17 protein-coding genes are annotated in these 12,620 nt (G+C 37.1%); 4 read left to right on the top strand and 13 right to left on the bottom strand.

Translation table 11 applies throughout. The annotated features are described in order from the left end of the window. Window positions 1-208 precede the first annotated feature (208 nt). Entirely contained in the window at window positions 209-598 is a 390-nt protein-coding gene (locus tag QFZ31_RS13210) for a methylthioribose kinase (RefSeq protein ID WP_307303443.1), read from the top strand. Window positions 599-636: 38 nt separating this feature from the next. On the opposite strand, the gene QFZ31_RS13215 is transcribed toward QFZ31_RS13210, so the two are convergent. The 5 genes from QFZ31_RS13215 to QFZ31_RS13235 all read right to left on the bottom strand — a co-directional run bounded on the left by QFZ31_RS13215 (window position 637) and on the right by QFZ31_RS13235 (window position 3,036). Next, complete coding sequence (locus QFZ31_RS13215) at window positions 637-912, bottom strand: YlbG family protein (RefSeq protein ID WP_045515404.1); 276 nt, start codon at window positions 910-912, stop codon at window positions 637-639. A 479-nt stretch (window positions 913-1,391) separates the two neighbouring features. Then, window positions 1,392-1,835, bottom strand: coding sequence for a YlbF family regulator (locus QFZ31_RS13220; protein ID WP_179597377.1), 444 nt, complete (start codon window positions 1,833-1,835; stop codon window positions 1,392-1,394). Window positions 1,836-1,895: 60 nt separating this feature from the next. Then, the gene (locus QFZ31_RS13225; RefSeq protein ID WP_307303446.1) at window positions 1,896-2,282 is read right to left on the bottom strand and encodes a hypothetical protein; all 387 of its coding nucleotides are present in this window, start codon (window positions 2,280-2,282) and stop codon (window positions 1,896-1,898) included. 101 nt (window positions 2,283-2,383) lie between these two features. Continuing rightward, a complete protein-coding gene (locus QFZ31_RS13230) occupies window positions 2,384-2,623 on the bottom strand; it encodes a YlbE-like family protein (RefSeq protein ID WP_179597381.1) in 240 nt (79 codons plus the stop codon). Window positions 2,624-2,640: 17 nt separating this feature from the next. Then, complete coding sequence (locus tag QFZ31_RS13235; RefSeq protein ID WP_307303448.1) at window positions 2,641-3,036, bottom strand: YlbD family protein; 396 nt, start codon at window positions 3,034-3,036, stop codon at window positions 2,641-2,643. Between the two features lie 139 nt (window positions 3,037-3,175). Here QFZ31_RS13235 and QFZ31_RS13240 point away from each other — a divergent pair, with 139 nt between their 5' ends. After that, window positions 3,176-3,664: a PaaI family thioesterase gene (locus QFZ31_RS13240; protein WP_307303450.1), complete on the top strand. Its 489-nt coding sequence runs from the start codon at window positions 3,176-3,178 to the stop codon at window positions 3,662-3,664. 14 nt (window positions 3,665-3,678) lie between these two features. Next, window positions 3,679-4,041, top strand: a complete 363-nt coding sequence (locus QFZ31_RS13245; protein ID WP_307303451.1) for a hypothetical protein — start codon at window positions 3,679-3,681, stop codon at window positions 4,039-4,041. A gap of 48 nt (window positions 4,042-4,089) precedes the next feature. On the opposite strand, the gene QFZ31_RS13250 is transcribed toward QFZ31_RS13245, so the two are convergent. Together QFZ31_RS13250 and QFZ31_RS13255 are read right to left on the bottom strand one after the other, a co-directional pair. Beyond that, window positions 4,090-5,124, bottom strand: a complete 1,035-nt coding sequence (locus QFZ31_RS13250; RefSeq protein WP_307303453.1) for a CAP domain-containing protein — start codon at window positions 5,122-5,124, stop codon at window positions 4,090-4,092. Between the two features lie 562 nt (window positions 5,125-5,686). Continuing rightward, complete coding sequence (locus tag QFZ31_RS13255) at window positions 5,687-6,121, bottom strand: CBS domain-containing protein (protein ID WP_307303455.1); 435 nt, start codon at window positions 6,119-6,121, stop codon at window positions 5,687-5,689. A gap of 188 nt (window positions 6,122-6,309) precedes the next feature. Between QFZ31_RS13255 and QFZ31_RS13260 the strand changes: the two genes are divergently transcribed. Continuing rightward, the gene (locus tag QFZ31_RS13260; RefSeq protein WP_306072575.1) at window positions 6,310-6,669 is read left to right on the top strand and encodes a YugN family protein; all 360 of its coding nucleotides are present in this window, start codon (window positions 6,310-6,312) and stop codon (window positions 6,667-6,669) included. 237 nt (window positions 6,670-6,906) lie between these two features. Here the strand turns inward: QFZ31_RS13260 and eis are convergent, their stop codons facing one another. The 6 genes from eis to ctaD form a co-directional block, all read right to left on the bottom strand. Continuing rightward, window positions 6,907-8,079 carry an enhanced intracellular survival protein Eis gene (eis, locus tag QFZ31_RS13265; protein ID WP_307303458.1) on the bottom strand — a complete coding sequence of 391 codons (1,173 nt, stop codon included), beginning with the start codon at window positions 8,077-8,079 and terminating at the stop codon, window positions 6,907-6,909. 84 nt (window positions 8,080-8,163) lie between these two features. Beyond that, complete coding sequence (locus tag QFZ31_RS13270; protein WP_307303459.1) at window positions 8,164-8,628, bottom strand: DUF420 domain-containing protein; 465 nt, start codon at window positions 8,626-8,628, stop codon at window positions 8,164-8,166. Between the two features lie 94 nt (window positions 8,629-8,722). Then, window positions 8,723-9,628: a cytochrome c oxidase assembly factor CtaG gene (gene ctaG, locus QFZ31_RS13275; protein WP_307303460.1), complete on the bottom strand. Its 906-nt coding sequence runs from the start codon at window positions 9,626-9,628 to the stop codon at window positions 8,723-8,725. 128 nt (window positions 9,629-9,756) lie between these two features. Then, window positions 9,757-10,092 carry a cytochrome c oxidase subunit IVB gene (gene ctaF, locus QFZ31_RS13280; protein WP_307303462.1) on the bottom strand — a complete coding sequence of 112 codons (336 nt, stop codon included), beginning with the start codon at window positions 10,090-10,092 and terminating at the stop codon, window positions 9,757-9,759. Between the two features lie 4 nt (window positions 10,093-10,096). Then, window positions 10,097-10,726: a cytochrome (ubi)quinol oxidase subunit III gene (locus tag QFZ31_RS13285; RefSeq protein WP_307303464.1), complete on the bottom strand. Its 630-nt coding sequence runs from the start codon at window positions 10,724-10,726 to the stop codon at window positions 10,097-10,099. After that, complete coding sequence (ctaD, locus tag QFZ31_RS13290) at window positions 10,726-12,600, bottom strand: cytochrome c oxidase subunit I (protein WP_307303466.1); 1,875 nt, start codon at window positions 12,598-12,600, stop codon at window positions 10,726-10,728. Before ctaD ends, QFZ31_RS13285 begins: the two co-directional genes overlap by 1 nt. Between the last annotated feature and the right edge of the window lie 20 nt (window positions 12,601-12,620).

A 12,620-nucleotide genomic window follows, 5' to 3' on the forward strand; every position in this document is an offset into this window, starting at 1 on the left:
GATGTTGTTGCCAACCGCGGAGAAGACTTACGTTTCCCCATAAGTTCTTCCTCCGGTTTCTCCTCTCCCTTTGCCTTCTATCCTTTATGAGGATGTAGAAGGACCCTGCAGATTTAGGTCTGCAGGGTTTTTTTCTTTTCGTTGAAGTATTATATCCAAAAATATGATAAAGTATGGGAATGAAATCTTAATCAAAGGAGAGTTATCTGTGATACAACGCTTTATTGAACTAGGTGAGGGTTATTCGGATTTATATGAACTGCTTGAACTAGCAAAGGCTAATCAGCACCGGCTTCTCCATATGATGGCATTCCACACCATAAAGAATGAAAAGCAGGTGACCTCTTTAGCAGTCGTAATGCAGCTCACAGATCCTGGTAAATTCCAAGCTCTTTATATCTGCCGTGAAGGGATCCCGAATCCGAACTTCACACCAAATAAAAGATATGATTTGTTTCATCAGACTGCAGAGGAACTTGGCAAGCAGATTATTCAGCTATCTGTTAAACCTTCTTCCATCTTCCATGAAAAAGAACTATACTACCAGCACCTAATCGCAATTTTAAGATTAAATCATTATATTAAGCCTCTCCATTAAGAAAAGCGGAAGCGCCAATCGGCACTTCCGCTTTTTTATTAAATACCCATCTTATAATCATATTCTTTTGCTTTATCTGGAGCTGCATTTTCAAATTCCATCTTTAAGAAAGGTTTATATGACGGTTCTACTTTCTTAACAAATGAAAAGGAATTTATTTTTTCCATAATCACTTCAAGTTCATCTTGATTACAATAAAGTACAACATACTTTAATTTCTTTGAAACATAATGGACATTCCCAAAACGTCTTAACATCTTAGCCTGCTTTAAGGAATAGAGCCAAATAACCAATCCTTGTCTTTGTACGAACATACTTTTTTCCCCTTCAATAAACCATCATTTTAATAAGTCTAGCATAGTAAAACACTCTTTTTCAATTCAAACTTTACTTCGTATGTCTAAAGTAAACAAAAACGCCAAAGGATAATGGTGATTAATATGGATTTAGAGCCCATTTGGCAGCAGTTTATTAAGGAGCTTACTCTAAATAAAGATATTAAGAGTGCATATTGGAGAAAAATAGCAGGAATTCCGTTTCTATACATTAGCTCCCCTGAATTATCTCAACTAACTCTAGAGGCAATCATAAAAAAATGTTCTGTCACCACTATAAAAGGTAACCGATTGCACAGCGAAACAATATTTGTACGACAGGATGGGGTGCTTTTTGTTTATCGTCACCGGTTTTATGTACCTCAAGAAAAAATGTTCTGCTGCGGAAACCTATGTGTCGATTGTACACGGTTAAAAAGATAGAAAAATCGGCTTAATGTAAAATTAAGCCGATTACTTTAGGCCGAGCAGCTACAGCTCCCGCCGCCGCCGCAGCCTGAACCATGAGACCCAGTATCAAAAAATGGATTTCCAGAAGGCACTTTAATGTGCTTGGAAACAGCACCGCCAACTAGCATACTAATTTCATCCAGCAGACCTTGAAGGTCATTTTCCGCTAATTTAAACTCAGCTACGTGTGGATCTAAGTCCATTTCCCGTTTGTTTTCGCGAATTTGGCTCATTACCATTTTGTAGTCTGGGTGGTATTTACCAAAACGCTGCACCTCTTCGTAAAGCTCTTTAAGTTTTACAAAACGGTTAATCTTTTCTTGCGTTTCCTTATTGTTTTGCATTTTATATAGGCAAATTTGATATTGCTCAACAATATCCGATTCTAATACCATTTCTGCTAATTCCTCAGCATATTCTAAAAGTTCTATTCTTTCTGATGTAGCAAGCATGTACGTCCACACCTCCACTGACATTTTAACATGAATGTATGCAGAAAGTGAAATAAACTGTCACTTAGGGATATTTACCAAGAATTCTTGTGTGACTCCATACGGTACATTTTTTAAGTCAACAACTTCTAGCTTAACCGTATGTTCCCCAGGCGGCAGACCTTTAATGATGAACGCTGCCGAGTTTACTTCTTTTGTTTTTTTTCCATCCAGCCAAATTACGAGCTTCCCCACCTTTCGATCCTGTTGGTCGGATTGCCGAAAACTCACTCCAGTTAAGATACATTCTACAAAAACATTATTTCCTTTGGTCTTGGTTTGAACATATAACGATGGAGACTTTTCTGAATAGTCACTAACTTTTGCTAAAACAGTGGACTTCTGGAAACCTGATAAGATACCTACAAGAAATATAGATAGAATCGTTAATTTTATGTACTTTTTCACAATCATCACTCCTTTTAACTGTATTGTTCGCCTCCTTTATTTTTTTTACTCTATACTCTGTTATAGAAGTAAAAAAGACCACATGGCATTGTGGTCTATCTTCAACTCTGGTCTTTCATGGACTGCAGCATATAAAACATCATCGAAGCCATTTGTACATTATTTGTGAATTTCTCCACCTTGTCAGGAATTGTTTTTTTGTAGTAGTGAAGCGAAGCAATTTCCAATGTCTGCAAATCATATGGATTCCTTGAAAGTTTACGATACCAAAGCGGCTGTTCGCGAATGAATTTTTTTAGTTCCTTTTGACGATTTAAATATTCAAGCACATCTCTTCTCATGAAAAATTTCCCCTCTATTAGTCTTTACGAAATGAAAACGGATGTTTAGGTTCTATTTTTGGGGTTGCCTGCCTAGGCTGACTGCCTTGAAATTGGGAAATTACCCCCTGTATGGCCCCTAACGCTTGACTTAAGCTGTTAATATAATGCTGAATTTGATTAGGGTCCATTTTCTGTACCGTTCCTAGGATCGTTGAAATCCAGTCACCCTTTTTTTCATCTTCCTTTTCGACACTAGGACTTGCTTTAACCCCTATTGTTTCCCAGCGATTATCTTCTTCACCAAGGAGATACCAATCCTCATATAACTCCTGCCATGTTGTATTTCCATTTCGTACTTCCTTTATTAACTCGGGACGATTTTTCACAAACTCTTTAAATTTTATCACGGAAGGATGTAAATTTTTTTGCATATTTCTTCACTCCTGCCCAAATCAATACCTATTATACGATATGTTTTAAATCCAAAATGGTGAAAATCCTACATACTGTAAAAATTGTTTTTTTAGTGATAAGATGTCTTCAGAACTAGAAACGAGAGAGGGATTACGGATGAAAGACAGGTTAGAGCAATTATTAAGCAACTGTATCGAGAAAGGATCAGATGAGGATCTAGGTGCCCTTGCCCATTTATTAGAGGGTTTCGAAAAAACGATCGATAAAAAGTACCTGCAGTATATTGATGGGCTTCTTCAATTTGAGAGAAAAATAGACAGAGAAAAGAAAACATGTGAAATCATCGCACCATTAAATAGTCTTTGGAATAATTCATTAGGCATTGCACACGGCGGAATAACTGCTACGATACTTGATACAGCCATGGGGACAGCAATAAATGCCATCCTTCCGGAAGGATATGGAGCTGTAACCAATCAATTAAATATTCATTACATCGCTCCAGGGATAGGAGATACACTCCGCTGTAAAGCTGAAATCATCCATCATGGAACTAAGACAGTTGTGATTTCAGGAGAGGCTTTCCGTACAGATGGCAGGAAAATAGCTCATGCAACAGGAACATTTTTTATCATTCAAAAATAGGTGGGATAAGTTAAATGGTTACCGCGGTTGTAATCCCGATAATTTGTCTTTACTTCTATTGGATTACTAGAAAAGAGATGAAACTAAATGATAGTAAATGGCTGGCAGCAGCTGAAGTGAGTAAAGAAGCCGTCCTAACTGGTGAAATTAGAAGTATTAATCGAGAGAAACAACGCTTTTATTATCATCGATATATACTGGTATATGAAATTACACTGCAAACAGAAACGAAATTAATAAAAGCAAAAAAATTAATTCCTCTTACAAACAATTTCGAACTCGACAACTTCTCAATTGGTGAAGTAATACGAATATATGGCTCCTGGGAAGGAAACCATTTCCACTTTAATGAATATGAAATTGTAATTAATGATTAAAGATAAAAAGGTGACAAACTGTCACCTTTTTATCTTTATTTTTATTGGCTATTGTTCATCATTTTTTTGGATAAAGTTTTGAGTATAATATTTTTGGTAGACTCCAACACCTAAATGCGTGAATTCCTCGTTTAATAAAGACTCACGGTGCCCTTTACTATTTAACCAGCCTTCTGCTACTGCAGGTCCATCCGGGTAATTAGCGGCAATATTTTCGCCAGCAGATTTATAGGCAACGTTTGCTGCCTCTAATCTATCGGAAAGACTGCCAAATTTCTTAGAAGTATGGGAAAAGTCGTTGCTTTCTGACATATCCTTACTGTGGCTATAGGCAACTTCTGAGGTTTCTTGATCCCATTCTAGTGACTTTAGATTATTCCTTAGTCGCATAACATTGGTTATATCAAGTATTTCCTTCTCTGTCCCGTCTTCAATCAATCGCCATACATCTTCTGTTGGTTCTTCTATCTCAATTAATTCCCCTGTATATCCTAGTTCATAAGGTCGTTGTTTAATTAAAGTTTCATCATTTAAAAATCGAACACTAGAAAGACTTCCTGTAAACTTATCAATATATAATTGAACAAAAACATCACCCAATTTAATTAATGGCCGAATATTTAAATCCGTATCATTCAATTCAAAACGATATGAGTTCCCCTTATATTCAATATCTATATTTGTATCAATAAACTGCGTATTAAAAATTTCCTCAATTGGCTGTCCAATTTTAAAGGGAGAAACATCTACATTCTCGCCAATTGCATATACTGTCACTACTTTATTATTTTCTACCCCAACCTGTACATATCGCGAGTAGTCAATATTATAGATATACCATTGGTAACCATACAAGGATTCATCTATTCTTTGCGGTTCACCTAACATACTGTTTAAGTAAGCAAGATCTTGACCAAGAAGTAAGCCCATACCACTTGTTGGCCGTTCAGCCGTTGTTTTCTCTTGGGCACGGTTTTCCTCATTTTGATATAATGATTTATTTATTTCTAACGTAGGGTCATCAGTTATTAAAACTTCATTACCGTCATTTTCATTTACATTTGCATAAAAACCAATTGTCACGAAAATTGACGCTAGGATGAGAATTCTGAAGAGAGTACGCAGTTGTATTCACCCTCTCTATTACTTTTCTTTTTTAATTATATCACCATTATCTTTGTTAGTAATAGAGAATATTAAACTTATCAGAAATAATATTTATTAAATGCTGTGTTAAATAGTGCCTGTTGATTTCCGCTCCAGGTGCTTCGCTTTCCGCGGGCGTGCCGGGGAGCCTGTCTAGCTACTGCGCCTAGCCCCTCGAGTCGCTTCGGTCCTGACGATGAAGTCAAAGAGCGACTTCAACGCCAGGCCCTCCAGCGCTTGTCGGGGCTGGACAAGGCGCTTCCGCTTTTCCTTCTCCTCGGTGCTTAAGCACCTGTGGGGTCTCCCCAGCCCCGTACTCCCGCAGGACATTGAATTTCTTCCTCGAATTTGCCCACGCACGAAGAAAATGCGATAGCATTTTCGAGGAGTCTTCGCACCTTCCGCTCCAATCAACAGGGTGCATAATCAATGTTTAGCTTTAACACAGCCTATGTAAAAAAAAAACAGATACACCAATTGGTGCATCTGTTTTCATTCCTTAATGTTGTACCCCATTATAATTTTGTTCTGAAATTTCACTAAGAGCCTCTTTTGCCTGGTCATCAGTCATTTTTCTTATCGCAAAATCACCTAAAGAAACAATACCAATTAATTTGTCTCCTTCAACAACAGGAAGTCGACGGATTTGATGTTCTGCCATTAAATTTGCAGCTTCTTTCGTCGTGGCATCAGCAGAGATTGTTATAAGTTCGTCGCTCATAATGTCCTCTACTTTTGTTGAACCAGGATGTTTTTCTGCAACCCCTCTTACAACAATGTCACGGTCTGTAATCATTCCTACAAGTTTTTCCTTATCAACAATAGGAATGGCACCAACATTTAATTCTTTCATTTTTACGGCAACTTCAAATACATTATCCAACAAAGTACAACACTCTACTTGGTCTGTCATAATATCACGGATCTTTTCCATTTCTTCGCCCCCAATTGAAGATAAATTATTCTTACCATTTACTTATGTTTACCAAAAAGCAGTGATTTATTCGATGATGTATTCATTGCAAGTTTAAACATTTTCAACTATTATTAAATTGAATTAATTTGCTATCCTGCTATGTAAATAACAAAGGGGTTAGGCATGTTTCTAGGAGGGACTACGATATGAAATTCGAGAATACTGGCTTAGACAAGTTAAAAGCTGATTTAAACCGTTTAGATGATGTAATGCTTGATTACGGTTTAGTCCGTGAAGGTCAGTGGGATTACGAGCGTGTTACATATGACCGTAAGTTCGAGTTAAAAGAAGGCGTATTTTACTTACGTGTTCGCGGCTATGCGGTTGAAGGGGATGTTGATACCAATAAGGCAGTTATTCAATTATTAACGCCATTGTTAGGAAAACATTATTATCCTCATGGAGTAGAATATGGTGAAGGGGAAAACTTCCCAACATCACTAGTTAACCAATGCAAGAAAATTCTTGATGATGTAAAAAACGAAGTAGAAAAATTTGCTTTATAAGCAAAGCGACGCATGAATACAATTCATGCGTCATTTTTATTTATATTTGGCTGTGTTAAACTGGGCTGTTGATTTGCGCTCAGGGCGCTATGCTTTCCGCGGGCTCGCCCGTGAGCCTCCTCGGTCGTTCCCACCTGCGGGGTCTCACTCAGCTCATTCATCCCGCTGGAGTCAAGCGCCTTCCGATCCAATCAACAGGTTCTAAAATCAAAAGTCTCCTTTAACACGGCCTTATATTTAAAAGAAATCATAAAAAAATGGCTTGGAGTATGGAAGAAGGTTTTCTAAAACAGCTATTTCTGATTCTGGACCTTTTAGGAGCCCTATTTCGAATAATTCAGCAGGACGTTTATAACCGAATATTAACGCGGTCAATGAATTAATATCCATCCGTATGCCTCGTTGCGGAGGCTGTACGCAATTACTTCCAGCCTTTTCTTTATAAATCTTAACTTCTCCATTTGAAATTAAATAACTTCCATTGTTCCAAGGGGCATATTCATCCTCTAGATGAATGAAAACCTTATCGTTCACATCATTAAACTTATATTTTTGTAAACATTGCTCTGCGTCAACAATTCGTGCCATAAAATATGGTGTGAGCTCTGTCTTTACTTTTGGCTGATGCAGGATAAATGGCAATAACTCATGATTAGAAGTTAGAATGCAGACGTTTTCAACCATTGAGTCATGCTGGCAAATATAATTCCACAATCCAGTTCTAGCTTCATTATTTAACACTGTAAACTCTTGTATGTCCATTTTTCGGTCTTTTACTTCAAATAAGATATAACCCTTTGCTTCACCACTTTTATCGTAGTAAACTGCAATCTGACTATCACCGTATATACTATTCTTCCACCACGATAAATCACGTACAAGCATACCTATATAATTTTTACTAAACTGAGCATAAACCGATTCAATGTCATCGTGATGACTCTCTTTTTGAAACCGTTTAATAGATCCTGGCTGATTTTCAAGAAACTTAAGATCCTTTTTCTCTATAAGAAGCTTCTTGTTCTCGGTAAATACTTCCCACCCAAATTTACGATAAAACCCAATATCAAAGGGATGCAGCAGTGAAACAATTTGCTCTTCTCTGCGCATTTTTTCTAATGCTTCAATGATTATCCTTTTCACATAACCATTTCTTCTGAATTCTGGATATGTTGCTACCCCGGCAACTCCGCCCATTTTCCATTCTTGGTCATTCATATATATATGGAATGGGATAATATGAAGCTTGGCTGCAAGATTATCATCCTCCCAAACTCCTATTACTCTATGGCGTTTTAACATTTCAATTCTTTGTGCAATGCTGTCTTCGGGTATTTTATATTGAAATGCATACATTGAAAGCTTCATTGATTCGGTGTAATCTTTTTCAGTAAGTTCTTTAATTTTCATTCCCATCACTCCCCTTCTAAATTATTTCTATTAATGAATAAAAATTCCCTTTATAAAAATAAAAAAAGTGCCTATTAAGACACTTTAGAACCCAAGAATTGCTTTTATAACGGAGGTTGTTTCTCCACCGTGAAAAAAGACATATAACAATAAGTATACTGCAACACCTGTGATTGCTGTAAAAAACCAAATAACACTTGTAATCGGACCTAGTTTCCTGTGTTTGGTTAAGTTATTTTTATAGCCAGTATAGAGTGTGACAATACCAAAAACAGCACCAGTAGTTGCTAAGAAGATATGGAAAACTAAAAAGATAGTGTAGTAAATCTTTAGATATTCCGGACCGCCAAATGCAGTATTTCCAATAAAAATCGTCCTTGAAGCATAAATGATAAAGAAAATAAGTGCAAATATAGCCGCAGTAAACATCGTCTTCTTGTGTGCCTCTATTTTCCTTTGTTTAATTTGCCACCAGCCAATTGCAACCGTAATGGCACTTAAAACAATAAAGCTGGTACTAATCGTTGGTAATATTGGTAGGGAATTCATGGCATTAGCCTCACTTTTTATATATTCTACAATAATTTTAGTTTAGTTACCCCTTTTTTTCAATAAAAAGAAAATCTCCCAGTGATATGGGAGATTATTCGATAAGAGAGGGCTTTAAAGTCTGTTGTATCTCTTTCTCACTGTCTGCTTGATCCTTTCGGTACCATTCAAAGAAAACATGCGCTAGTATTACTCCATAAACGATTTCCTGAATAATTTTCATCAATACACCACCAAGCTGTTGATCATGTATTAATGACATCGAACTGAATAATTCTGGACCACTTATACTTAATCCTGCAAATGTTGCGGGTCCTACACAGAGACTCATCACTTGAGCCCAAACTTGCGGATCAGAATATGTGGCATAGATAGAATCAGGTGCAAAAATGATTAATGCACATGCAGGGGTAATTAATATACCATCCGCAAATATATACCCTACTTTCTTAAGACCACTTAACCTTTGATGTTCTGGAACAGGGTTAATGAGCGGCCACCACATGAATACTGCAACGATAAATAACAGAATGGAATATCCAGCGTGATACCAGAAGTTTTGCATAACAGTGTCAAAAATCATTGGAATATGGTAAAAAGAAAACAACCCGTTAAAAATGATTAACGCAATAAGAGGCTTTGTGAAAAACGTAAACAAAGTATTAATCATTCTCACTTTGAAGAGCTTTCTCCAAATCCAAACGGGAATACCAAATATAAATATTGGCGGAATAACTAACACCAAAACAGCCATTTGTATCATATGGATATAAAACATTAAATGAGCCATTAAATCCAGCGGGGAGCCCTTAATTGCATAAATAAGTGAAATTGAGAGCAAAAATAAACCAGCCTGTTTTTTAGTTAATGGTTCACTATCAACAAACTTGCTGCGCAATTTTACTGTAATTAAAAAATATACAGCTATAACTGCTAGTAAACTTAATAGGAAGTACGGGCTCCAAAGTGCTTTAAAGCCAAAAATATTTAAAGTAAGCACCTCATATCACCTCTAAATAGTAGTTAAATCATAGTTCTATTATATACGTAAGCAAATTAAAGAAGCAAAGAAATGAATTAATTCCCTATAAAAAGAAAATCGGCATTAAGCCGATTTTCTTAAAAATATTACCACCAAATAATTGTTGAGAAAGCCAAGATGGTTATTGCGCCAACAAGCGCTCCTGAATAAAGAAACATTGATGGAGCTTCGTGGCCTTTATGGCTCATATGCATGAAATAGTATAGCTGAAAAATCACTTGAACGACAGCCAAGAGAAGTATAAACGGCACGATAAACCAAGCCGAAAATCCTTTAATGGCAACTGCTGCAAAAGCAATTAATGTTAAGAAAATCATCAAGGCGAAGGAAACGACTTGATGTCTCATTTCCTCAATGCTTTTTTTGCGGCGATATTCAATGTCAACTCTTGGGTTACCTGAATTTAATTGTGAATTTGCCATCAGTTTATCCCACCATCCCCATCAAATATACTACTGTAAAGATGAATACCCAAACCACGTCAATGAAATGCCAATAAAGGCTTGCTACGTAAAATTTAGGAGCATTGTATAGGTCTAAGCCGCGTTTAGCATTCCGAATGATTAGCGTGGTGATCCATAATAAACCAAATGCAACGTGACCTCCATGGAAACCAACTAATGTATAGAATGCCGATCCAAACGCACTGCTAGTAAAAGTATGATGATACTCATGAACATAATGATTAAACTCATATATCTCTAAAACAAGGAATGCTGCACCCAAAAGTAAGGTAATGATTAACCAAAGATTCATTTTTTTAGCATTAAAGTTTTTCATATGATACATCGCGTAAACACTTGTTAATGAACTTGTTAACAGCAGCATGGTAGCTACAAATGTAAGCGGTAGTTCGAATATATCCTTGGCTAAATGATGCGTTGTATCAGGTACTTTATCCTTTAAAGCAAGATAGGTAGCAAAGAGAGAGGCAAAGAGCACAGTCTCTCCACCTAAGAAGAACCAAAAACCTAAAAACTTATTTTTTGCTTCAAGGGTTGATTTTTCAGGCTCAGCAGGCCATGTTTCATATGTTAATTTTTCTTCTGCTTGCATTATGCCTTAGCCCCCTTATCATTATCATCTTCCATTAATTCTTCTTTATGAATATGGAAACCATGGTCGTCCTTCACAGAACGTAAGAACATCGCTCCAAAAGTAATCAATAAACCAATAATAATAACTGGTACTGACCATGCTTTATCATCCATATTAAACAATGCACCAAATGCGGCTACGAATAATCCGAAAGCGATCACAAATGGTAGGAATGAAGCGTTCGGCATGTGAATGTCACCTAGCGGCTCAGCAGGAGTCATCCCTTTTTTGCCTTCCATCTTTTCTAACCAGTAAGCGTCTAAACCACGTACTAGTGGCAACTGTTTAAAGTTATAAAAAGGCGGTGGTGAAGGAAGTGCCCACTCAAGTGTTCTTCCATCTCCCCAAGGGTCATTTCCAACTTTAACATTTTTCACAGAGGTTATGATAATATTATACAACATAACGATAACCCCTAGGGACATAAACACAGCCCCAATAGAGCTGATTAAGTTTGAAGTTTCGAAACCCTGACCTGGTAAATATGTGAATACACGACGAGGCATGCCCCAAAGACCTAGGAAGTGTTGGATAAAGAAAGTCATATGGAAACCGATAAAGAATAACCAGAAAGTAATCTTTCCTAATGTTTCATTTAACATTGTTCCAAACATTTTTGGCCAATATAGGTGTGTACCTGCAAAGATTGCAAAGACTACTCCGCCAACAATAACATAGTGAAAGTGTGCAACAACGAAATAAGTATCATGGTACTGATAATCCGCTGCAGCTACTGCAAGCATTACTCCTGTTACCCCACCGGCAAGAAACGAAGGAATAAATGCCATAGCCCAATGCATTGGTGTTGTAAATTTAACACTGCCTCCCCAAACGGTTAAAAGCCAGTTGAAAATTTTAATACCAGTTGGAACACCAATTGCCATAGTTGCAACAGCGAAAATCGCATTGGCCACAGGGCCTAAACCTGTTGTAAACATATGGTGTGCCCAAACCATGAATCCTAAGAAACCAATTAATACAGTCGCAAAAACCATTGATGAATATCCAAACAAGCGTTTTCTTGAAAAAATTGGGAATATTTCCGAGAAAATTCCGAAAGCAGGGAGTATCAAAATGTATACTTCTGGATGTCCGAAAATCCAGAATAAATGCTCCCAAATAACCGTGTTACCACCCATAGTTGTCACAAAGAAATTAGATCCAAACATACGATCAAACATCATTAAAACAAGACCGACTGTTAATGGAGGGAAAGCAAATAAAATTAGTGCTGAGGTGACAAAAGTTGTCCAAGTAAACAACGGCATTCTCATATACGTCATTCCAGGAGCACGCATGTTAATGATCGTAACAAGGAAATTGATACCACCAATTAATGTTCCTAGCCCTGAAATCTGTAAACCTAAAACATAAAAATCTATACCGTGCCCCTTTGAAGCCATAGCAAGAGATGCATATGAAGTCCAACCGGCATCAGGTGCACCATCAAAAAACCATGAAAGGTTTAGGAATACTCCTCCAAAGAAGAATAACCAAAATCCTAAAGCATTTACAAATGGAAACGCAACATCACGTGCACCAATTTGTAACGGCATAACCGCATTCATAAAAGCAAACACGAGCGGCATTGCTGCAAGGAATATCATAGTTGTTCCATGCATTGTTATAATTTCATTAAATAATCCTGCACTAACAAAATCATTGTTAGGTACTGCAAGCTGGATGCGGATAAATACCGCCTCAAGTCCGCCGACTACAAAGAAGAATCCACCTGCAATAAGATATAGGATGGCGATTTTTTTATGGTCAACAGTCGTTAAAAAGTCCCACAAAGTCGCACCAAATCCTTTTTTTTGTGCATAGGTACTCACAATTTTACCTCCCTTTCTAC

It is taken from the genome of Neobacillus niacini (genome assembly GCF_030817595.1).
GTDB lineage: Bacteria > Bacillota > Bacilli > Bacillales > Cytobacillaceae > Neobacillus > Neobacillus niacini_G.